At 42.0% G+C, this 22,950-nt stretch carries 20 protein-coding genes and 5 tRNA genes; 3 read left to right on the forward strand and 22 right to left on the reverse strand.

Annotation, left to right across the window (positions count from 1 at the left end; translation table 11 throughout):
- Positions 1 to 14 precede the first annotated feature (14 nt).
- Positions 15 to 1,022 carry an alpha/beta hydrolase gene (locus NBH14_RS06595; protein WP_128133167.1) on the forward strand — a complete coding sequence of 336 codons (1,008 nt, stop codon included), beginning with the start codon at positions 15 to 17 and terminating at the stop codon, positions 1,020 to 1,022.
- On the opposite strand, the gene NBH14_RS06600 is transcribed toward NBH14_RS06595, so the two are convergent.
- Entirely contained in the window at positions 1,023 to 2,408 is a 1,386-nt protein-coding gene (locus tag NBH14_RS06600; protein WP_128133168.1) for a protein kinase domain-containing protein, read from the reverse strand.
- 141 nt (positions 2,409 to 2,549) lie between these two features.
- On the opposite strand from NBH14_RS06600, the gene NBH14_RS06605 reads away from it, so the two are divergent.
- Positions 2,550 to 4,037 (forward strand): capsule assembly Wzi family protein, encoded by a 1,488-nt coding sequence (locus NBH14_RS06605; protein WP_128133169.1) that lies wholly within the window; start codon positions 2,550 to 2,552, stop codon positions 4,035 to 4,037.
- 2 nt (positions 4,038 to 4,039) lie between these two features.
- Here NBH14_RS06605 and NBH14_RS06610 read toward each other — a convergent pair whose 3' ends face one another.
- Positions 4,040 to 4,777, reverse strand: coding sequence for a lysophospholipid acyltransferase family protein (locus NBH14_RS06610; protein ID WP_186958329.1), 738 nt, complete (start codon positions 4,775 to 4,777; stop codon positions 4,040 to 4,042).
- 139 nt (positions 4,778 to 4,916) lie between these two features.
- Here NBH14_RS06610 and NBH14_RS06615 point away from each other — a divergent pair, with 139 nt between their 5' ends.
- Entirely contained in the window at positions 4,917 to 5,087 is a 171-nt protein-coding gene (locus tag NBH14_RS06615; protein WP_007654169.1) for a hypothetical protein, read from the forward strand.
- An 82-nt stretch (positions 5,088 to 5,169) separates the two neighbouring features.
- On the opposite strand, the gene NBH14_RS06620 is transcribed toward NBH14_RS06615, so the two are convergent.
- From NBH14_RS06620 to NBH14_RS06715, 20 genes are all read right to left on the reverse strand, one after another.
- Positions 5,170 to 5,487, reverse strand: coding sequence for a DUF3467 domain-containing protein (locus NBH14_RS06620; protein WP_007654170.1), 318 nt, complete (start codon positions 5,485 to 5,487; stop codon positions 5,170 to 5,172).
- Between the two features lie 386 nt (positions 5,488 to 5,873).
- Positions 5,874 to 6,734: an endonuclease/exonuclease/phosphatase family protein gene (locus NBH14_RS06625; protein ID WP_186958330.1), complete on the reverse strand. Its 861-nt coding sequence runs from the start codon at positions 6,732 to 6,734 to the stop codon at positions 5,874 to 5,876.
- Between the two features lie 135 nt (positions 6,735 to 6,869).
- Positions 6,870 to 11,162: a DNA-directed RNA polymerase subunit beta' gene (gene rpoC, locus NBH14_RS06630; protein ID WP_186958331.1), complete on the reverse strand. Its 4,293-nt coding sequence runs from the start codon at positions 11,160 to 11,162 to the stop codon at positions 6,870 to 6,872.
- 74 nt (positions 11,163 to 11,236) lie between these two features.
- Positions 11,237 to 15,049 carry a DNA-directed RNA polymerase subunit beta gene (gene rpoB, locus NBH14_RS06635; protein ID WP_186958332.1) on the reverse strand — a complete coding sequence of 1,271 codons (3,813 nt, stop codon included), beginning with the start codon at positions 15,047 to 15,049 and terminating at the stop codon, positions 11,237 to 11,239.
- A 107-nt stretch (positions 15,050 to 15,156) separates the two neighbouring features.
- Positions 15,157 to 15,534, reverse strand: a complete 378-nt coding sequence (gene rplL / locus NBH14_RS06640) for a 50S ribosomal protein L7/L12 (RefSeq protein WP_122356276.1) — start codon at positions 15,532 to 15,534, stop codon at positions 15,157 to 15,159.
- Positions 15,535 to 15,578: 44 nt separating this feature from the next.
- Positions 15,579 to 16,109 carry a 50S ribosomal protein L10 gene (gene rplJ / locus NBH14_RS06645; protein ID WP_186958333.1) on the reverse strand — a complete coding sequence of 177 codons (531 nt, stop codon included), beginning with the start codon at positions 16,107 to 16,109 and terminating at the stop codon, positions 15,579 to 15,581.
- Between the two features lie 17 nt (positions 16,110 to 16,126).
- Complete coding sequence (rplA, locus tag NBH14_RS06650; protein WP_007654180.1) at positions 16,127 to 16,825, reverse strand: 50S ribosomal protein L1; 699 nt, start codon at positions 16,823 to 16,825, stop codon at positions 16,127 to 16,129.
- Between the two features lie 15 nt (positions 16,826 to 16,840).
- Positions 16,841 to 17,284 carry a 50S ribosomal protein L11 gene (gene rplK, locus NBH14_RS06655; protein ID WP_007654181.1) on the reverse strand — a complete coding sequence of 148 codons (444 nt, stop codon included), beginning with the start codon at positions 17,282 to 17,284 and terminating at the stop codon, positions 16,841 to 16,843.
- Between the two features lie 63 nt (positions 17,285 to 17,347).
- Entirely contained in the window at positions 17,348 to 17,890 is a 543-nt protein-coding gene (nusG, locus tag NBH14_RS06660) for a transcription termination/antitermination protein NusG (protein WP_010800483.1), read from the reverse strand.
- Between the two features lie 12 nt (positions 17,891 to 17,902).
- The gene (gene secE / locus NBH14_RS06665) at positions 17,903 to 18,097 is read right to left on the reverse strand and encodes a preprotein translocase subunit SecE (protein ID WP_007654183.1); all 195 of its coding nucleotides are present in this window, start codon (positions 18,095 to 18,097) and stop codon (positions 17,903 to 17,905) included.
- 19 nt (positions 18,098 to 18,116) lie between these two features.
- Positions 18,117 to 18,189, reverse strand: a tRNA-Trp gene (locus tag NBH14_RS06670).
- A gap of 47 nt (positions 18,190 to 18,236) precedes the next feature.
- Positions 18,237 to 19,424, reverse strand: coding sequence for an elongation factor Tu (gene tuf / locus NBH14_RS06675; protein ID WP_010800484.1), 1,188 nt, complete (start codon positions 19,422 to 19,424; stop codon positions 18,237 to 18,239).
- 51 nt (positions 19,425 to 19,475) lie between these two features.
- Positions 19,476 to 19,547, reverse strand: a tRNA-Thr gene (locus NBH14_RS06680).
- Between the two features lie 11 nt (positions 19,548 to 19,558).
- Positions 19,559 to 19,631: transfer RNA gene (locus tag NBH14_RS06685), tRNA-Gly, on the reverse strand.
- A gap of 51 nt (positions 19,632 to 19,682) precedes the next feature.
- A tRNA-Tyr gene (locus tag NBH14_RS06690) sits at positions 19,683 to 19,765 on the reverse strand.
- 22 nt (positions 19,766 to 19,787) lie between these two features.
- A tRNA-Thr gene (locus NBH14_RS06695) sits at positions 19,788 to 19,861 on the reverse strand.
- A 97-nt stretch (positions 19,862 to 19,958) separates the two neighbouring features.
- Positions 19,959 to 20,258 carry a ribosome hibernation-promoting factor, HPF/YfiA family gene (gene hpf, locus NBH14_RS06700; protein WP_007654185.1) on the reverse strand — a complete coding sequence of 100 codons (300 nt, stop codon included), beginning with the start codon at positions 20,256 to 20,258 and terminating at the stop codon, positions 19,959 to 19,961.
- 2 nt (positions 20,259 to 20,260) lie between these two features.
- A complete protein-coding gene (locus tag NBH14_RS06705; RefSeq protein ID WP_186958334.1) occupies positions 20,261 to 21,157 on the reverse strand; it encodes a tyrosine recombinase XerC in 897 nt (298 codons plus the stop codon).
- 73 nt (positions 21,158 to 21,230) lie between these two features.
- The gene (gene rpsU / locus NBH14_RS06710; RefSeq protein WP_007654191.1) at positions 21,231 to 21,422 is read right to left on the reverse strand and encodes a 30S ribosomal protein S21; all 192 of its coding nucleotides are present in this window, start codon (positions 21,420 to 21,422) and stop codon (positions 21,231 to 21,233) included.
- 163 nt (positions 21,423 to 21,585) lie between these two features.
- Positions 21,586 to 22,839, reverse strand: a complete 1,254-nt coding sequence (locus NBH14_RS06715) for a TolB family protein (protein ID WP_250817262.1) — start codon at positions 22,837 to 22,839, stop codon at positions 21,586 to 21,588.
- Positions 22,840 to 22,950 lie beyond the last annotated feature (111 nt).

Here is a 22,950-nt window from a genome sequence, read left to right on the forward strand (position 1 = left end):
AAAGGAAAACGATTATGAGACGCAAACTTTATTTTACATCTTTACTTATTCTACTGGCAGTCAGCCTGTATGCCCAATATGTACCCGATGTGCTGGGAGACGGATACCTGCGTCGTACTTTTCAAATGCCTGACGATTACGAAGGGAAAGTGGTCTGTACGCTGGTCAAGAAGCCCCAGTTGCCCGATGTAAAACAGGCGGTCCTGTATATTCATGGTTACAACGATTACTTTTTTCAGAAGCAACTGGGCGATAGCGTGAATGCACACGGCTACAACTTCTATGCGATGGACCTGCGAAAATACGGGCGTTCCATCCTCCCCAACCAGAATCCGTTTTTCTGCAAAAGCCTTACGGAGTATTTCGCGGATATCGATACGGCACTGGCAACCATACGTTCGGAAGGGAATGACAGAATCCTGTTGATGGCCCATTCCACGGGAGGATTGATCACACCATTATACCTGGATAGCAAAAAGGATAACCTTCCGGTCGACGGGTTGATATTGAACAGTCCTTTCCTCGACTGGAACTTCGGATGGTTTATGGAAAAGGTTGCTATTCCGGCTGTGGCATTTATAGGGAGATTCTTGCCGAACCTGACCGTACAAGGCTATGGTATTGCATCTTACGCACACAGCCTGTTGAAGCAGTTCAAAGGGGAATGGGAATACGATACAAACTGGAAGATGATTAACGGGCATCCTAAAAAGGCTGGCTGGATAAAGGCTATTCAGGAAGGGCAACGAAAAGTAAGGAAAGGCCTGCACCTGGATTGTCCGGTTCTGGTCATGTCGTCCGACAAGTCATATCCGGAGACTAAAGAATGGCATAACGAATATCTATCTTCCGACATAGTACTGGATGTACACGATATTCAGAAGTATGCTCCGAAGCTGGGAGAGTATGTGACCCGCGACACGATACCGAACGGCATCCATGACCTGATACTCTCCGAAAAAGAATCCCGCGACCACACCTACCGGACGGTTTTCGACTGGATGAACCGGAAAGGCTTCTGATCATTTTCTGCCGAGAGCCGAGATATGTTGCTTCATCTGGTTATTCATATCTTCCAGAATGTAACGGTTGACATAACTAAAGCTAAAACGGAAAAAGTAATCGCGTAACGTCCCGGCATTGGCGGGAGAAGCCAGGCTATGCAGATGGTTCAGCGCGATAAAAGTATACCCCTCACGGGAGATGCGGTTGTAAAACTCAATTTTAGTCCGGTCCAGTGCGATAATATCCCCGTCGCTTTCGGCGAAACCGTTCATCGCTTCCTCCCAGGTGATCTGTGTACGTTCTTCATAAACGGCCCAGCGGTACACATCCTTGCCGTTTACCTTTTCGGGCAGTGTGTTCGAATGGTGAACCAGGATATAGTCGTTTCGCATATCGCTGTCACTGTGAATCCAGATATCCAATACCTTATATTGTGCTGAGTTATCGAACTTGATATATCCGTTCTTGCATATCTGAGGAGAAAAGACATTCCGCTCCACATCCGTGAAATAGATCAGGTTGCTGCCAAAGAAGTCTTTTCTGGAGACAAACTCGGAAAAGAGTTTTGTGATCTTTGCCTGGTCCGAACAATGGACAAACTCGGGAAGTTCCTTAGGAAAGTTCTTCCGGCAGATCAGGCTGAACTCTTTCAATAATTCACTCGGATCACGTTCTTTCTGGATCTCTACAAAAGCCAATATCTCATCCACCGAACGGAAGCGCCGGCTGTTATCCTGTGTCAGGCAACGTTCCACGATCTGGTCATACAGTTTCAATGCCGGGAAAACCTTGCTTATGCCAGCGTCGTTGCTGGTATTTCCGAAAGCATACCATTGCAGTACCTCTCCGATCGCGGTGATATCTGAATAACCGGCATCGTTATTCTCCAGGATAGAGACATCCGTCAGGACAAAATCATTATGATCGTCCACCAGGATATTACGGGGAGTTATAGCTCCATGGCTGATTCCCATGCTATGCAGGAACTGTACGGTGTTCGTCAGGAAACGGAACAACTTTAGGAAAGTATCCATCGAAAGTATACTCCGGTATTCTTCCAACGAACATTTATACAATTTCATCACAAGGACCGGTATTTCCTCCCCTTCGACAGTCACGATATCAAAGTCGGCATACTGGACAATGTTATTTCTTGTCTCCAAAAGCGATATTTCCAGGTATCTTGCTTTAAGTTTATTTAACCACTTCCCTTTTCTTGAGTCATCACCATTAAACAAAAAGAATTTCAAGGCAACATCTTTTCCATTCATTCTCGCTTTGAAGACTATGCCTGCCTCATTCCTCCCTAAAGGTTTGGAATCTAACTGACATTCCCCCAAAGATAATGAAATTCTATACTTTTCAGCATCAAGAAATTCAAACAAAAGTAGCTTATCATCCATATCAAACGTTGTAAATCAAGCAGTGACAACAAAGATACAATTATATTTGTATTTTTATAATGCTTAAGCTTCTTTTTTAAATGAGTCTCTTGAAGCATTATATTTATCATTACCTTTGTTGCGGACAAAAAAGTAAATTAAATGAAAGCCTTACATATTATATTAATAGGAATAAGTTTGCTTAGTATTTCTGTTCGCAGTTATTCCCAGATCAACAAGATACAAGATTCCACGATTTATAAAGCCGAGCTGTTCGGTTCGGCAGCAACCGGTTCGAACACCCCGTTCTGGATGGTCAGCAACCGCTATGGAGTTGTTCCGTTGGATGCAGGAAACGGGCTTTTAAATGCAGGAGTTTTTCATAACCAGCATTTCGGTTCGAAGTTCTACTGGGGCGCAGGGTTGGATCTCGTTGCAGCCGTACCACGCCACCGTAATGTTTTCATTCAACAGGCTTATGCGGAAATAGGATACAGAAGCATGCTGCTCAGCATTGGAAGTAAGGAACGGTATAATTCGTTATGGGACCGTAACCTGAGTTCGGGTGATATGACTCAATCGGCTAATGCCCGTCCTATCCCGGAAATTAATATCAGTATGCCTGAATTTACATTAGTTCCCTTAACTAAAGGGTGGCTACAGGTGAGAGGTGATTTTGCCGTCGGCAAGTCATTCGATACCGATTACCTGAAAGATTTCGCCAACTCGAAACAGACTTATGTGAAGAATGTATTATGGCATCATAAATCCTTCTTCTTCCGTATCAAGGACACAGAAAATAATTTTCCTTTATCCTTCACAGCCGGTGTTCAGCATTTTGCCCAATGGGGAGGTACTTCCACTAATCCTAGAATCGGCAAGCAACCACAATCTTTTAAAGATTTCATAAGAGTCATTTTTGGACAAAAGGGAGGTGAAGATGCTACAGATTCCGATCAGATTAACGTATTGGGTAGTCACTACGGTTCTTACGATTTCAAATTAAGTTACACACAAAAGGACTGGGGAGGACATTTTTATTATCAACATTATTTCAATGATAAGTCGGGGATGGAATTTGCCAATAAAACGGACGGCTTATGGGGTATTCAAGTCGATTTACCGACTATTCCCTGGCTAAATAAAATTGTAGCCGAATATCTGGTAACAATGAATCAAAGTGGACCGATGCACTTTATCACATTCGACCGTGATAAATGGAAAGGCGGCCGAGGAGGCGGAAACGATGATTATTATAATAATGGAGAATACCGGACAGGTTTTTCTTATTTTAACCGTGGAGTAGGTTCACCACTGATTCCCGCACCGGAATATAACACAGACGGTACTTTAGGCTTTGAGAACAATCGTGTTAAAAGCTGGCATTTTGGAGCAGAAGGCAATATTAACGCCCTCCTGTCCTACCGCGTATTATTCACGGCAATGAACGGTTGGGGGACCTCTTATTTCCCATATCTGAATAAGAAATACGGCACTTCCAGCCTGGTCGATATCAACTACACGCATCCCCGGTTAAAAGGATGGCAGTTTACCGGATCAGTAGCAGCCGATACCGGAACGATGCTGGGCAAGAGTGTCGGGTTCAGTCTGGGTGTAACCAAGACTGGTTTATTGAAAGCATGGAACTAATTTCACTTATACTTCTCCCATAAGGCAGAAGTAATGATCGCCTGCGTCCGGTCTGCAAATTGCTGCATCCCTTTATGGGAAGGGTCCATATCTTCCGTTGAAATAGCCGGATGAATGATCATCTCCATTTTATGCCGGTGCACATTCAGCGATCCGATCGGCAAGACATCAAAAGGTCCGTTCAATGTAATCGGCACAATCGGCAAATGTTGATCGAGAGCCATCTGGTAAGCACCTTTTTTAAAACGGATCATTTTCCCGGTATAGGTCCTTGAACCTTCCGGAAAGACAACAACAGAGGCACCATTTTTCAGGCATCGTTCCGCTTCCTGCACACTGCGGGCTGCTGCTTTAGGCGTAGAGTTATCCACAAATATAAAACCAGCAGCACGACAGGCGGCTCCCACAAAAGGAATCTTTCCAATCCCGGCCTTCATCACCCACTTGATCGGGACGCCCAGAAAACCATAAATAAGAAAAATATCAAATGCCCCCTGATGATTTGAGACGAACACGTATGATTGTTTACGATCTATATTTTCCCGACCTCTTACTTTTACCGGACAGAGTGCCAGATAACACGTCAGCCGGGACCAGATCATACCCGGGTAATAAGCAAAAATCTTTTCTCCCCCCAGCAAACAACCAGCGATGACAGTTAAGGCTGTAACGATCGTGAGCACCAGAAAGACAGGCACAAAAAACAGCCATAAATAAACTAAGTAAAGTATTCGTATCATATATAACTGTATTGATCCTACAAATATAACCGCTAAATTTGATGGATTCATTATTTTTATTCTAAAATATTTTTGCAATCGGGTTATTATTACTTTATTTGCGGTAGAAAAGAAAATTATTATAAAAACATCTATAACCATGAGCGAATTAGTCAAAAATCTTGGGGTAATCGTACTCCTAATCGGTGTAATCATCCTTGCTGTACCGGCTATTACCGGAGGTGTAACCAACACTATCCTTATCGCAGGTTTGGCAGTCATCATCCTTGGTTACGTCGGTCACATTGTTATCAACAAGAAGATGGAGTAACACACACAAGCTTCAAAAAATTAAAAAGGGACCGTTTCTGATAATTGAAACGATCCCTTTTTAGTTTAAGAAACACGAGAAATCAGGCTTCTCCCTGAACGCCTCCCATCGGTGGAATAAAATCTTCAAAATTAGCCGTCTTATTTCCTCCTTTCAACTGTTCTTCATATTTTGCCAGGTTATCCTGCAATGCAAAAAACAAGCGCTTCGCATTATCCGGAGTCAGGATCACACGACTTTTCACCTGTGCCTTCGGAGCTCCCGGTACCACACGGATAAAGTCGAGTATAAACTCTGATGTTGAATGTGAAATAATTGCCAGGTTTGCATAAGTACCCTGTGCCATTTCTTCTGACAGTTCTACCTGTATCTCGTTAGAAGGTTTGTTATTGTTCTCCATTTTCTTTATGTTTTATGTTTAACAAATCGAACGCAAATATACTGATATAAGAAGTATCCATGAAATATATTGGAAATAAAAAGGGCCACCTTCACAGGCGACCCTTTTCCAGTTGTGTTTTTAATTCTCAATTCTTTAGACCAATGTAAAAAAAATACCTTATTGTGTTTAATATTTATTATCCTGACTTTTAGGTTAAGGTTTTTTTCTGTTCAGATGTATATCTACATTCAGAACGATACAAAGATACAAACTGTAGAAAAAAACACCAAACACAAATTAGTCATTAACTTATATTTCTCCGATAATTAACAAAATAAAACACATATAAAATAGGTCATAAATAGATTTGCTCCGAAGTGCATTTCATTACAGACCAATATTTTCTATTTAATTACCAAAGTTGCAATAACCGGACAATGATCGGACGGATAAAGATGATTAAGTGTATCCGTAAGCACACCGTTAGTCAAAACCTTTATGTCTCCTTTCATGAAAATATAGTCGATCCATTCTCTCTTTTCAAGAGGAATACGTCCGTAGTCATGGAAAGTCCATTCCGGGCCATATTTCAAATCTGCCACTTCACGGGTATGGATCACATGGCGCGGATCGCTTGTATCTGTCAATACTTTTATCGGATCATCATCCGGAGTCGCATTAAAGTCGCCTGTCACAATAACCGGTAAGCCTTTAGAGAGCTTATGTGCTTCGTCCAGAACTAATGAAGCTCCCTCATGGCGGGCTACTTTTCCCATATGATCCAGATGAGTGTTCAGGAAGAAAAACTTTTTCCCGGATTCTTTATCTTTAAAGATACCCCAGGTAGCAACACGTTCGCAAGCGGCATCCCAGCCTTTTTTACCTACGGCATTCATATCTTCCGCCAACCAGAAATTACCACTGTCTTCAAGTTCAAAACGGTCTTTTTTATAGATAATCGGAGCATACTCACCTTTGGTCTTTCCATCTTCCCGGCCAACACCGACATAGGCATATTCCGGCAGACGTGTCAAAAGATCCGTAAGCTGGTGATTTAATACTTCCTGCGCTCCAAAGATATCCGTATTATAAAATTTAACCAGATTAGCTGCTAAATCCTTTCGGTTACTCCACTGATTATCTCCGTCAGCATTCGTATCCATACGAATATTGAACGTCATTACCTTCAGAGCATCCGGCTGTTTAGCCGACAAAAAGCCTGCAAACAATAATACAGACAGAATACTTAACAAAATCTTTTTCATGATACTTTATATATTTAGTTAATATAGGCGACAGACAAAAGTAAGATATCTATACTGATTAAGCAAATTACTAAAAACAAAAAAGGCTTCCGGAAATAAACCGAAAGCCTTCTTTTATATTATATGATAAGCTATTTACTCATCATCTCTGTCCATCGCATTGAAATCTACAACATTCTTGCGGTTGGCAAAGATACGTTCAAATTCATCTTTAGCGCCGACAACCAACTTGTCGAAATCTCTCTGACCTGTACCAGCCGGGATCAAGTGACCGCAGATAACGTTTTCTTTCAAACCTTCCAGACGGTCTACCTTTCCGTTGATAGCAGCTTCGTTCAACACCTTCGTAGTCTCCTGGAAAGATGCGGCAGACATAAAGCTGTTTGTCTGCAATGCAGCACGTGTAATACCCTGAAGGATCTGATTTGCAGTAGCAGGAACAGCGTCACGAACTTCTACAAGTTTCATGTCACGACGTTTCAACATACTGTTTTCGTCTCTCAGCTTACGGGCAGTTACGATCTGACCAGCCTGCATTGTCTGAGAATCTCCCGGTTCCAAGACAACTTTCTTGCCCCAGATACGATCATTTTCATCCATTACATCGAGCTTATCAACAACCTGCTGTTCCAGGAAGCGGGTATCTCCCGGATCAACCACTTCTACCTTACGCATCATCTGACGAACGATAACTTCGAAATGTTTGTCGTTAATCTTCACACCCTGCAGACGGTAAACGTCCTGTACTTCGTTCACGATATATTCCTGAACGGCCGTCGGGCCCTTGATAGCAAGGATATCCGAAGGAGTGATAGCACCGTCGGACAATGGCATACCAGCACGGATATAGTCATTTTCCTGAACCAAAAGCTGTTTTGACAATGGCACCATGTACTTCTTCACTTCACCCAACTTAGAGGTTACAGTGATTTCACGGTTACCACGTTTGATCTTACCGAATCCAACTTCACCGTCGATTTCAGAAACGACAGCCGGGTTAGACGGGTTACGAGCTTCAAACAACTCGGTAACACGGGGAAGACCACCGGTGATATCACCAGCCTTACCTACTGCACGCGGTATCTTAACCAAAACTTCACCAGCCTTAACAGGATCGCCGTTCTCTTTGACAACGTGAGCACCCAACGGCAATGAATAGTTTTTCAGATAATTACCGTTTTCATCAACGATGTGAGCAGCCGGAGCTTTTGTCTTATCCTTAGATTCGATAATGATCTTTTCTTTCAAACCTGTAGTTTCGTCACTTTCAACTTTGTAAGTAACACCTTCTACAACGCTTTCAAATTCGATCTTACCGGAAACTTCCGATACGATAACAGCATTGAACGGGTCCCATTCAATAATTACGTCACCCTTGCTGATCTTGTCTCCGTTATTAAAGAACAATTTAGAACCGTAAGGGATATTATGAGTCAGTAATACAATCTTCGTATTCGGATCAACGATACGCATTTCAGCCAGACGGCTTACTACTACCTGATACTTCCTGCCTGCTGATGCATCATCAGCTTCTACGGCACGAAGTTCGTCGATTTCCAGAATACCGTCATATTTAGATGTAATACTGTTTTCTGTTGCAATGTTAGACGCGATACCACCGACGTGGAATGTACGCAGTGTCAACTGTGTACCCGGCTCCCCGATAGACTGTGCAGCGATAACCCCGACAACTTCACCCTTTTGAACCATACGGCCTGTAGCCAGGTTACGTCCGTAACACTTAGCACAAACACCCTTCTTGGATTCACAGGTAAGTACCGAACGGATTTCCACACTTTCGATAGGAGAATCCTGGATCTGCTTAGCAGCGTCTTCGCGAATTTCTTCACCGGCAGCAACAATCAATTCACCAGTCAACGGATGCTGTATATCATGAACAGATACACGTCCCAGAATACGTTCATACAGAGAAGCGATAACTTCTTCGTTATTCTTCAATTCCGTACAAATCAGACCACGAAGCGTACCACAGTCTTCTTCATTGATGATAACGTCATGCGATACGTCTACCAGACGACGAGTCAGGTAACCAGCATCGGCAGTCTTCAACGCGGTATCGGCCAAACCTTTACGAGCACCGTGGGTAGAGATGAAGTACTCCAACACAGACAAACCTTCTTTAAAGTTTGAAAGGATCGGGTTTTCAATAATCTGACCACCTTCAGCACCACTCTTCTGCGGTTTTGCCATCAAACCACGCATACCGGACAACTGACGAATCTGTTCTTTAGAACCACGGGCACCGGAGTCCATCATCATGAATACAGAGTTAAACCCGTCATTGTCATTTGTCAGCTGCTTCATCAAAATATTAGACAACTTACTGTTGACGTGTGTCCATGTATCGATAATCTGGTTGTAACGTTCGTTGAAGGTAATGAAACCCATGCTATAGTTAGCCAGAATCTGTTCCACTTCATCGTAACCTTCTTTTACCAAGTCATCTTTTTCTGGCGGAATAAGCACGTCGGCCAAGTTGAATGACAGACCGCCCTTAAATGCCATGTAGTAACCCAGGTTCTTGATATCATCCAGGAACTGAGCCGTACGGGCAACACCACATATCTTGATTACTTTACCGATAATATCACGCAAAGATTTCTTTCCCAATACTTCATTGATATAACCAACTTCGAAAGGAACGAATTCATTTACCATCAAACGGCCGATAGATGTTTCGATCATTTTACGAACCAGCTTGCCATCTTCTTCTACGTTATCAACGTAAACCTTGATAGGTGCATGGATATCTACTTTCTTTTCGTTATATGCAATAGTCGCTTCTTCCGGTCCGTAGAATACCAGACCTTCTCCTAATGTACCCTTACGCATCTTGGTGATATAATACAGACCAAGCACCATGTCCTGAGAAGGAACGGTGATAGGCGCACCATTAGCCGGATTCAAAATGTTATGAGAAGCAAGCATCAGCATCTGTGCTTCCAGTACAGCTTCATTTCCTAAAGGCAAGTGAACAGCCATCTGGTCACCGTCGAAGTCGGCGTTGAATGCCGTACAAGCCAACGGGTGCAACTGGATAGCCTTACCTTCGATCAGTTTAGGTTGGAATGCCTGGATACCCAAACGGTGCAGTGTCGGTGCACGGTTCAGCAACACAGGGTGACCTTTCATTACATATTCCAGGATATCCCAAACAACCGGTTCCTTACGGTCCACGATCTTCTTGGCAGATTTAACCGTTTTAACGATACCGCGTTCGATCAATTTACGGATAACGAAAGGTTTATAAAGTTCGGCAGCCATATTCTTCGGCAGACCGCACTCATGCATTTTTAATTCAGGACCTACAACGATAACCGAACGGGCAGAGTAGTCAACACGTTTACCCAACAAGTTCTGACGGAAACGACCTTGTTTACCTTTCAAACTGTCAGACAGAGACTTCAACGGACGGTTAGCATCTGTCTTAACGGCACTCGATTTACGAGAGTTGTCGAACAGAGAGTCCACAGCTTCCTGAAGCATACGTTTTTCATTACGTAAAATTACTTCCGGAGCCTTAATATCGATTAATCGTTTCAGACGGTTATTACGGATAATAACACGACGATACAAATCATTCAAGTCGGATGTAGCGAAACGTCCGCCATCCAACGGAACCAACGGACGCAATTCCGGCGGAATAACAGGAACGACCTTTACGATCATCCATTCCGGTTTATTGCGGCCTCTGGATGCACGGAAAGATTCAACAACCTGCAAACGTTTCAACGCTTCGTTCTTACGTTGCTGTGAACCGTCCGTACTTGCACGGTGACGCAGTTCGTAAGATAGAGAATCCAAATCCAGACGAGCCAGCAAATCATAAACGGCTTCAGCACCGATCTTTGCAATGAACTTGTTAGGATCCGTATCTTCCAGCATCTGGTTTTCCTTTGGCAGGTTATCCAGAATCTGCAAGTATTCTTCTTCCGAAAGCAGGTCTAATTCAGCAACAGTGTCTACACAACCCGGCTGAATAACCACATAACGTTCATAATAAATGATAGAATCCAGTTTCTTGGTAGGCAAGCCTAACAGATACCCGATTTTGTTGGGTAGAGAACGGAAATACCAGATATGAGCGACAGGAACAACCAGATGGATATGTCCCATACGTTCGCGACGCACTTTCTTCTCTGTAACTTCTACCCCGCAACGATCGCAGACAATACCTTTATAACGGATACGTTTATATTTTCCGCAATGACACTCATAGTCCTTGATCGGACCAAAGATACGTTCGCAGAAAAGACCGTCGCGCTCAGGTTTGTACGTACGATAGTTAATCGTTTCCGGTTTCAGAACTTCACCACTAGAGTTTTCAAGAATCTCTTCAGGAGAAGCCAGACCGATGGTTATTTTTGAAAAGTTACTCTTTATCTTGTTTTCTTTTCTAAAGGCCATATTGTTTATTTATAAAGAGTTATCAATAGATAAAGTAGATGAGCCGAAACCCACCTACTTATATTGTTGTTGAATTAATCCAGAGTAAAGCTTAAACCTAAACCTCTCAGCTCATGGAGCAATACATTCAGAGATTCCGGAATACCCGGTTGTGGCATCGGATCACCCTTCACAATTGCTTCGTAAGCTTTAGAACGTCCTACAACGTCGTCAGACTTAATTGTAAGAATTTCCTGAAGAACATGTGCGGCACCGAAGGCTTCCAGTGCCCAAACTTCCATTTCTCCGAAACGCTGACCACCAAACTGAGCTTTACCACCCAGAGGCTGTTGAGTAATCAAAGAGTACGGACCGATTGAACGGGCGTGCATCTTATCATCAACCATGTGCCCCAGTTTCAGGAAGTAAGTAACACCTACTGTTGCCGGCTGGTCGAAACGCTCACCGGTTCCACCATCGTACAAGTAAGATTTACCATACCGCGGGATACCGGCTTTGTCAGTCATTGCATTCAAGTCATCCAGTGATGCACCGTCGAAAATCGGAGTAGCAAACTTCACTCCCATCGTTCTACCGGCCCAACCTAATACAGCTTCGAAAATCTGTCCCAGGTTCATACGGGAAGGCACACCCAGCGGGTTCAAGCAGATATCAACCGGAGTTCCATCTTCCAGGAACGGCATATCTTCCTGACGAACGATCTTGGAAACAATACCTTTGTTACCGTGGCGACCGGCCATCTTATCACCTACCTGAATCTTACGTTTCTTAGCAATATAAACCTTCGCCATCTGAACGATACCTGTCGGCAGTTCATCACCGATAGTAAGGTCGAATTTCTTACGTCTCAGTTCAGCATCCAGTTCTTTATATTTCTTCAGATAGTTCAGGATCACCTGCTTGATAAGTTCGTTCTTATCAGCATCAGCAGTCCATTTACTAACCTGAACAGCATTGTAATCCAGATCTTCCAAAGCCTTGCGACCAAACTTAGCGCCCTTCGCAATCACTTCAGTATTCATGTAGTCTTTAACACCCTGAGAAACTTTATTGTTAGTAAGCGTCAATAACTTTTCTACCAGTAAGTTCTTCAGGTCAGCCATCTTCATTTCGTATTCTTCATCCAACTTCGGAAGAATAGCCTTATCTGTCAGTCTTGACTTACGTTTCTTAACAGCTTTTGAGAATAAAGCCGTATCGATAACAACACCACGAAGAGACGGAGTCGCTTTCAAAGAAGCATCTTTCACATCACCAGCCTTATCACCGAAGATTGCACGCAGCAATTTTTCTTCAGGAGAAGGATCTGATTCGCCCTTCGGAGTAATCTTACCGATCAGAATGTCACCCGGTTCGATACGGGCACCCACACGAACGATACCTCTTTCATCCAAATCCTTTGTAGCCTCTTCACTAACATTAGGAATATCGGATGTAAGCTCTTCCATACCACGTTTAGTTTCGCGAACTTCAAGGATATATTCATCCACGTGAACAGAAGTAAAGAAATCCTCACGAACCATACGTTCGTTCAGTACGATAGCATCCTCATAGTTGTAACCTTTCCAAGGCATGTAAGCCACTTTCACGTTACGTCCCAAAGCAAGTTCACCCTGTTGAGTCGAATAACCTTCAGTCAGGATATCACCAGCCTCTACACGCTGGCCACGGTGACAAATCGGACGAAGGTCTACAGTCGTACTCTGGTTAGTCTTACGCCACTTCGGAATAACATAGGTCTTAACCGCATCTTCGAAGCTTACGAAATCTTCGTCTTCAGTACGGTCATATTTAATCTTGATACAAGTTGCATCAACAAAAACAACTTCACCGGCACGTTCTGCCATGATCTGAGTACGGGAGTCGCGAGCAACCTGTGCTTCAATACCTGTACCAACGATCGGTGCATCCGTACGCAACAAAGGAACTGCCTGACGCATCATGTTAGATCCCATCAATGCACGGTTAGCATCGTCATGTTCCAGGAACGGAATCAAAGAAGCTGCGATAGAAGCAATCTGCTGCGGAGCAACGTCCATCAAGTCTACTTCTGAAGGCGGCACAACAGGGAAGTCTGCTTCAAAACGAGCTTTCACCCTTTCTAGAATAAACTTACCGTTTTCATCCAACGGAGCATTACCCTGTGCAATGGTCATTTCTTCTTCCTCTTCCGCTGTATAATATTGCAAAGAATCTTCTGAAAAATCTACCTTACCATCTACTACTTTACGATATGGGGTAGAAATAAATCCCAGGTCATTGATTTTTGCATACACACAAAGAGAAGAGATCAAACCAATGTTCGGTCCTTCCGGTGTTTCAATCGGACAAAGACGGCCATAGTGTGTATAGTGAACGTCACGAACCTCGAATCCGGCACGCTCTCTTGACAAACCACCCGGTCCAAGGGCAGACAGACGACGTTTGTGAGTAATTTCAGCCAACGGGTTTGTCTGGTCCATAAACTGCGACAAAGCATTCGTTCCGAAGAAAGAGTTAACCACAGAAGAGATAGTCTTCGCGTTAATCAAATCGATCGGAGTAAATACTTCATTGTCGCGAACGTTCATACGCTCACGTACAGTACGTGACATACGAGCCAGACCGATACCGAACTGGTTGTATAACTGTTCACCAACAGTACGAACACGACGGTTACTTAAATGGTCGATATCATCCACGATCGCTTTTGAGTTAATCAATTCGATCAGATACTTGATGATCTCGATTATATCTTCTTTTGTCAGAACCTTAACATCATCACTGGTAGTAAGGTTCAACTTTTTATTAATCCTATAACGGCCTACTTCACCTAAATCATAACGTTTTTCAGAGAAGAACAGGTTCTGTATAACTTCACGGGCACTTGCTTCGTCTGCAGGTTCTGCATTACGCAACTGACGGTAAATATACAATACAGCCTCTTTTTCAGAGTTACTGGGGTCCTTCTGAAGCGTATTATAGATGATTGCATAATCTGAAAGATTCTGGTCTTCACGATGTAATAATACATTTTGTGTACCAGATTCCAGAATTGCTTCAATACTGTCGCTATCCAAAACCGATTCACGGTCAATGATAACGTCATTACGTTCAATAGAAACAACTTCGCCAGTATCTTCATCTACGAAATCTTCCACCCAGGTTTTCAATACACGGGCAGCCAGCTTACGACCGATCAGTTTCTTCAGGTTTGCTTTCGAAACTTTTACTTCTTCAGCCAGGTTAAAGATTTCAAGAATATCTTTATCGCTTTCAAAACCAATAGCTCTTAAAAGGGTAGTTACAGGTAATTTCTTTTTACGGTCGATATATGCATACATCACATTGTTTATGTCTGTTGCAAATTCGATCCATGAGCCTTTAAACGGAATGATACGTGCCGAATACAATTTCGTACCGTTAGCATGTGTACTCTGACCAAAGAATACACCCGGAGAACGGTGTAACTGTGAAACAACAACACGCTCAGCACCATTTATCACAAAAGTTCCGCGATCAGTCATATAAGGGATCGGGCCCAGATATACATCCTGGATAACCGTATCGAAATCCTCATGATCCGGGTCTGTACAATACAGTTTTAACTTTGCTTTTAAAGGCACACTATAGGTTAATCCACGCGCAATACATTCATCTATGCAGTAACGGGGCGGATCGATATAGTAATCTAAGAACTCCAACACAAAGTTGTTTCTGGTATCTGCAATAGGAAAATTCTCTGCAAACACCTTATACAAACCCTCCTTCTTTCTCTTCTCAGGAGGTGTGTCAAGTTGAAGAAAGTCTTGGAATGACTTCAATTGAACTTCGAGAAAGTCCGGATACGGAAACTGATTCTTAATCGAAGCAAAATTAACTCTTTGGTTTTCAGCTGTTGAAGACATCTAGTAAGGAATTTATTGAACTTATTGAAATTATAGACACAAAAAGGTTAAGAATCTCCTTTGAGGGAGACTCTTAACCAAATCACCTGGAAACCAGGTTATAAATACTATTTAAGCTCAACTTCAGCTCCAGCTTCTTCCAACTGTTTCTTTAATCCTTCAGCGTCAGCTTTAGCGATTCCTTCTTTGATTGCGCTAGGTGCACCGTCAACTAAATCTTTAGCTTCTTTCAAACCAAGACCAGTTAATTCTTTTACTGCCTTAACAACAGCCAATTTGTTTGCACCGGGTGCTTTCAAAATTACATCGAAAGAAGTCTTTTCTTCTTCTGCAGCAGCAGCGCCACCAGCAGCAGGACCAGCAACAGCAACAGCTGCAGCAGCAGGTTCAATACCATATTCTTCTTTAAGGATTGTAGCCAGTTCGCTAACTTCTTTTACGGTCAGGTTTACTAATTGTTCTGCAAAAGCTTTCAAATCTGCCATTTTTGTATGATTTAAATGATTGTTTACTGTAAAATATTAAATAATTATCTTTCTTCCAAAGTCTTCAACAGACCATGGATAGTTTGTCCTGATGACTGAAGAGCAGAAATAACGTTCTTCGCCGGAGATTGCAACAATGCAATAACGTCGCCGATAAGTTCGTTTTTGCTCTTGATATTTACAAGGGCTTCCAGGTTTTCAGCACCGACATAGAAGCTTTCCTGTACATAGGCTGCTTTCAATTCCGGTTTAGCGATTTCGCCTTTCTTGGCACCTTTAGTAAATTCTTTTATCAGACGAGCAGGAGCGTTAGCTGTCTGTGAAAACATAACAGCTGTATTGCCTTTCAAAGCAATCTGCAGCGGTGAGAAATCACCTTCTACATTTTCCAGTGCTTTTTTAAGCAAGTTGTTCTTAACAACAACCAACTTAATTTCCTGTTTGAAACATTCTCTTCTCAATTTGCTTGTTTTCTCAGCATTCAATGCTTCGATATCAGTCAAATAGAAATTAGGATATTCCTTTACAGTCTCTGTAAGCTGGCTTATAACTATGCTTTTATCTTCCTTTTTCATTGTCCAACAATTTTAAATTAGTTTTCTTCAACTGATTTCGGGTCAATCTTAATACCCGCGCTCATTGTACTAGAAAGATAAATGCTCTTTATATATGTACCTTTAGCTGCAGACGGTTTCAACTTCAAAAGAGTTGAAATAAATTCCTTAGCGTTATCACGAATCTGATCGGCATTGAAAGATACCTTTCCGATTGATGTATGAACGATACCAGATTTGTCTACTTTAAAGTCGATCTTACCTTGCTTAACTTCCTTCACTGCGTTGCCTATTTCATTGGTAACCGTACCGCTCTTAGGGTTAGGCATCAAACCACGAGGGCCTAATACGCGACCTAAAGCACCGATCTTACCCATGATAGAAGGCATAGTGATGATAACGTCAATATCAGTCCAACCACCTTTAATTTTGTCAATATACTCATCCAAGCCAACATAGTCAGCTCCAGCAGCAGTTGCTTCAGCTTCCTTGTCTGGTGTACATAATGCGAGAACCCTAACTTGTTTTCCTGTTCCGTGAGGCAATGAAACCACGCCTCTAACCATTTGATTGGCCTTACGGGGGTCAACTCCTAAACGAACATCCACATCTACAGATGCATCAAACTTAGAAGTAGTAATTTCTTTTACTAATGCTGATGCTTCTTTTAATGTATATGCTTTCCCAGCTTCAATCTTGCCCAAAGCCAACTTTTGATTTTTTGTCAGTTTACTCATTTCAATTGAAGTTTATTAATTATTACCCGGGAATGTCCCTTTAACAGTGATACCCATACTTCTAGCTGTTCCGGCAACCATTTTCATGGCAGCTTCAACAGTAAAACAGTTCAAGTCGACCAGTTTGTCTTCTGCAATAGTTTTTACCTGATCCCAAGAGATTTCTGCAATCTTCTTACGGTTCGGCTCAGCAGAACCACTCTTCTGTTTAGATGCTTCCAATAACTGGATAGCAACAGGAGGGGTTTTAACGACAAAGTCGAAAGACTTATCAGCATAGTAAGTAATTACCACAGGTAATATCTTACCAGCCTTGTCTTGGGTTCTGGCATTAAATTGCTTGCAAAACTCCATAATATTAATACCCTTAGAACCTAAGGCAGGTCCTACTGGGGGAGAAGGGTTTGCTGCTCCTCCTTTAATCTGCAATTTGATTTGTCCAGCAACTTCTTTAGCCATTTTTCTAAAATTTAGATATATAACATCAATAACAGAAAGAAAATACTTCTCGTAACAAAAGCATTACTCCTTCTCAACTTGCATATAGCCCAACTCAAGCGGGGTTTTACGTCCGAAGACCTTCACCATCACTTTAAGTTTCTTTTTCTCGGCGTTGACTTCTTCGATTACACCCGTAAAACCGCTGAACGGTCCGAAGGTGATCTTAACACTCTCGCCAACATAAAATTGGACATCCAGTTCTTCCTGTTGATCCTGCAATTCGTCAACCGTACCTAAAATACGATTCACTTCAGAAGGACGCAACGGGACCGGGTTATCAGACCCGCCCAAAAATCCGATTACATTGGGAATGTTTCTTAATCGATGAGCGACTTCTCCGACTAATGCTGCTTCTACCAATACATAACCTGGCAAGTAAGCTCTTTCTTTCATCACTTTCTTACCATTACGCACCGTAAAAGTCTTCTCCGTAGGTATCAGAACCTGGTTGACATATTCACCCAGATCTGTGTTCTTCAACTCAGCCTCGAGATACTCTCTGACTTTATTCTCCTTACCACTGATGGCACGCAGAACATAAAATTTCTTTTGGATATCAGACATATCTAAAACTGATTAAAAGATTTTCTCGTAGAAGAAACGCATTACGCTTTCGAAGCCTAAGTCCACAACAAAGATTACTGCTGCAATTATAAGGGAAGCAAACATAACAACCACAGCACTATTGGAAAGCTCTGTTCTAGTAGGCCAAGAAACTTTATAAACAAGTTCGTTATAAGATTCCTTAATATAAGTAATTATCTTTTTCATCGAATCTATAGATTTTTAGCACGGAAGGAGAGGCTCGAACTCCCGACACCTGGTTTTGGAGACCAGTGCTCTACCAACTGAGCTACTTCCGTAAAAGAGCCAGTCCTGTTACAGACTGGCTACATGTATTATGTATGAATTAGTTTTCTAATTCTGTAATCTGACCAGCACCTACTGTACGTCCACCTTCGCGGATTGCGAAACGAAGACCTACGTTACAAGCTACCGGGTAGATCAGTTCAACGTCGATTGTTACGTTATCACCAGGCATAACCATTTCAGTTCCTTCCGGAAGAGTAATTTCACCTGTTACGTCCAATGTACGGATATAGAACTGAGGACGATATTTGTTGTGGAACGGAGTGTGACGACCACCTTCTTCTTTTTTCAAGATATAAACCTCAGCTTTGAAGCGAGAGTGTTCTTTAACCTTACCCGGATGGCAGATAACCATACCACGTTTGATTTCGTTCTTGTCGATACCACGAAGCAACAAACCTACGTTGTCACCAGCTTCACCCTGATCCAACAGCTTACGGAACATTTCAACACCAGTTACAACTGATTTCTTTCCGTCAGCACCCAGACCGATGATCTGAACTTCTTCACCAACTTTTACGATACCTGCTTCGATACGACCTGTTGCAACAGTACCACGACCAGTGATAGAGAACACGTCTTCAACCGGCATCAAGAAAGGTTTATCTACATCACGCGGAGGCAGAGGAATCCATGTATCAACAGCTTCCATCAACTCCATAACTTTGTCTTCCCATTTCGGGTCACCATTCAATGCACCCAGAGCAGAACCACGGATGATCGGAGTGTTGTCACCATCGAAATCATAGAAAGAAAGAAGTTCTCTCATTTCCATTTCAACCAATTCCAACATTTCTTCGTCGTCAACCATGTCACATTTATTCATGAAAACAACCAGCTTCGGTACGTTTACCTGACGAGCCAACAGGATGTGTTCACGAGTCTGAGGCATAGGACCATCAGTTGCAGCAACTACGATGATAGCACCGTCCATCTGAGCAGCACCAGTTACCATGTTCTTTACGTAGTCGGCGTGACCCGGACAGTCTACGTGAGCATAGTGACGGTTTGCAGTCGAATACTCTACGTGAGAAGTGTTAATTGTAATACCTCTTTCTTTTTCTTCAGGAGCGTTGTCGATAGAATCGAATGAACGCAGTTCTGAAAGACCTTTCTTTGCCAATACTGTTGTGATAGCAGCTGTCAAAGTTGTTTTACCGTGGTCAACGTGACCAATCGTACCAATGTTCACATGTGGTTTCGATCTGTCAAATTTCTCTTTTGCCATAACTTAATTGTTCTTTATTTGATTAATGATCATGTTCTAAATATCATCTTGAGCCGGTGCCGAGACTTGAACTCGGGACCTCTTCCTTACCAAGGAAGTGCTCTACCGCTGAGCTACACAGGCGAAATAAAAAGAGCGGAAGACGGGGCTCAAACCCGCGACCCTCAGCTTGGAAGGCTAATGCTCTATCAACTGAGCTACTTCCGCAATTTTAAATCTTTCACGAACCAATTCTCGCTTAGAATTGTTCCTTAGTAGTGGGCAGTGATGGATTCGAACCACCGAAGTCGAAAGACAGCTGAGTTACAGTCAGCCCCATTTGGCCACTCTGGTAACTGCCCATTTCAAATTTCAATTCTTTTGAGCCTCTTGTCGGATTCGAACCAACGACCCCGAGATTACAAATCACGTGCTCTGGCCAACTGAGCTAAAGAGGCAAACCTTCTTTCTAAAAGAAGCCGTTTCGTCGGGTAGGCGAAACGGCTGCAAATTTAGATATTATTTCTTACATACCAAATTTATCTACCGTTTTTTTTATTTGGCTCTGATTTTTTCCTTGAATTTAACTAATTGCTTTTCCAAAGCTTCAACACATTCGTCAATTGACTCTTCAAAAGTGTCGTTTACCTTCTCCGCAAAGCAATCGCCATTCTTTATTTTTAAACGTACAGCAGCCTCTTTATTCTTAGCAGCTTCAGGCTTCACGACCTTCAATGTTACTTCTGCCAATATTATGCCGTCGAAGTATTGCTCCAACTTACTAACTTTCTTCTGAATAAACGCTTCTAACTGCGCTGTAGCGTCAAAATGGATTGCTTGAATTCTAATGTCCATAATTAACCTCCTTCTTTTTTAGCTCTTGGATGAGCATGATACACTTTTTTTAATTCCTCAAAGGTTGTATGTGTGTAAACGCTGGTTGAAGCCAAACTGCTGTGTCCGAGCAACTCTTTCACAGCATTCAACTCTGCTCCATTATTCAACATACTTGTTGCAAACGAATGTCTCAATACATGAGGGCTACGTTTCGCCAATGTTGGGATCTCCGACAGCTTCTTCTTTACTATAGTATATACGATACCTGCCGATAATTGCTCCCCGTTTTTTCTTACAAAAAACCATCCGCTCTCCGAACCAACTTCACGATTTCGAACTTCAGTGTATGCTTGTATCAAGTTCTTTAACCCTTCTGCAAATGGAATCAACCGCTGCTTGTTACGCTTACCTGTCACACGTATCTGCATCGCTCCGAAATCCACATCGAAATCTTGTATTCCGATCAATTCCGAACGGCGGATACCTGTATCATACAGCATTTCAAGTATCAGACGATCCCTTACACCTTCAAAATCCTCATCAAATCCATCTCCGTCCAACAGCAACTCCATTTCCTTATCTCTTACAAAATAAGGTAACGGCTTTTTTGTCTTCGGCCCGGTTATTAACCTTAATGGATTCACAGAGATGCTTCCCTGCTTCATAAGGAATTTAAAAAAAGACTTCAAAGAACTTAATTTCCGATTGACCGACACCGGAGAAATCTTCTCGTCCATTAAAGAAACGATCCAACTTCTGACTAAATCCGCATCGACATCTCCCGGAACAAATATGCTTTCTTTATTCAATTTTACATACTCTTCGAACTGACGCAAATCTTTCGAATAAGCCTCTATCGTATAATTGGAGTAATTCCTTTCATACCGAAGATAATCTAAAAATGAATCTATCAACATATCTGCGTTGCATCAACTATTATGCAACGAAAATAGGAATAAGAATTCAATTAAACAAGCCTGACAGGATATTTTATTCTTCTACCTGCTGCAATTGCTGAACGTAAACCGCACGCATGTTTTGTTTTCTCTTTTCAACAGAGGGTTTTATAAAAGCCTGACGACTTCTCAGTTCTTTTACCACACCTGTCTTTTCGAACTTTCTTTTAAATTTCTTAAGCGCTTTTTCAATGTTTTCGCCTTCTTTCAATGGAACTACGATCATAATTTAATTTATTATATTGTTTTTAATTACATCCTCAAAATGGGCAGCAAAATTACTGATTCTTTCGTTATTAGCAAAACTTTCCGGAATTTATTTTACGAAGCCTCCACAAAATAAGCTAAAACCCGATCCGTTATAAAACTCTTTGTAGCAGCAAGACACATCATCTCTCCATAACCACCTCCAGATCCTTTTCGCTTGTGCGGACCGGCCCCTTCATAAATTCGGGTACATTATAAGACTTATATTGAAAAAAATAAGAATCACTCCTTTTTTGTGGTAACAAAAAAGGCTTTCCTGCATGTCCCGAAGAATCTATATGAGCCAAATACAAGCAAGTAAAAAGCCCTGTCATCCGACGGCTACTAAAAACAATCCAATGACCTTCCGACGACCAGGAATGATAACTTTCCGTTTCTTCCGAATTTAAGATCGATGTATCTACTTCTCTTCGGTTATGCAAATCAAACATGCATAAGTCAGCATCCCGATGCCAGATAGAAAAATTACCATAAGCATGTCGCGTGTATAGCATAAAACGCCCGGAGGGTGATATTTTAGGGAAAGAGATACTGGCTTTTAGTGTATCGACTCGTATCACCGTATCAATTTTACTTCCCAAAGTCCCTTTCTCCAAATCCACATCCAGGCTACATAAATGATATCGTACGTAATTAAATGAATCCGGTAACGATATTGCAGGAGCAGAGCAAAAGTATAACTTTTTTCCATCGGAAGAGAAACAGGGAAAAGTCTCATAAGCATCAGCCGACGATAATAGAGAACTGGTTAAAAGTATATTCTTTTGTACATCCAGGATCACAATATCCGAGTGCAGATCCATCACCTCAATGCGATTCCTGTGCTGTGAATGTACTGCCTGTACCGTCTTGTTTACAGAAAAAGCTATATATTTACCTGATGAATGCCAAGATGGATAAACTAAAGTTTTTATTTTTTCGGAATAATCCGTATTCAATTTACTAACAACTCCATCTTTAACTAAAATAGTTCCTGCCGGTTTAGGCCGCTGATGGAATATATACTCTTCCGGGTTTCCTTGATTGGTCGTATGACAATTCACACAAATTTCTTTTACTCTTGAGTTTTCAAAAATAGCATCCTCTTCATAATTAGCCAAACAACGTTGATAAATCCCCATATCCCCCCACACCTCATATCCTGGCTCAATCAGGCGATATGAAAGATAAGGATCTATCGGATCCGAGGATATATATATCTTAAAAGAATCAATGCAGTTCCACAAACGGTCAGTTTTTTTCTGAATATAAACATTCAGTACACTATCAGATGTCACTAACTCTCTCCATTCGAGTGAGGAAAAACGAATCTCTTTACCCTGACGATTTAACTTATAGGTTCGTGTAGATAATGAGACCTGAACATTTTCATTCATTTCCGGCAGATTTACATAAAAAGATAACGGCGCAATATCAACCGGAATTGTAACATTTCTGTAATCAGGAAATATAAGTTCTCCCGTTGCATAGCCAGGCCTCTCTTCTTC

Source organism: Parabacteroides caecihominis (assembly GCF_023656785.1).
Taxonomy (GTDB): domain Bacteria; phylum Bacteroidota; class Bacteroidia; order Bacteroidales; family Tannerellaceae; genus Parabacteroides; species Parabacteroides segnis.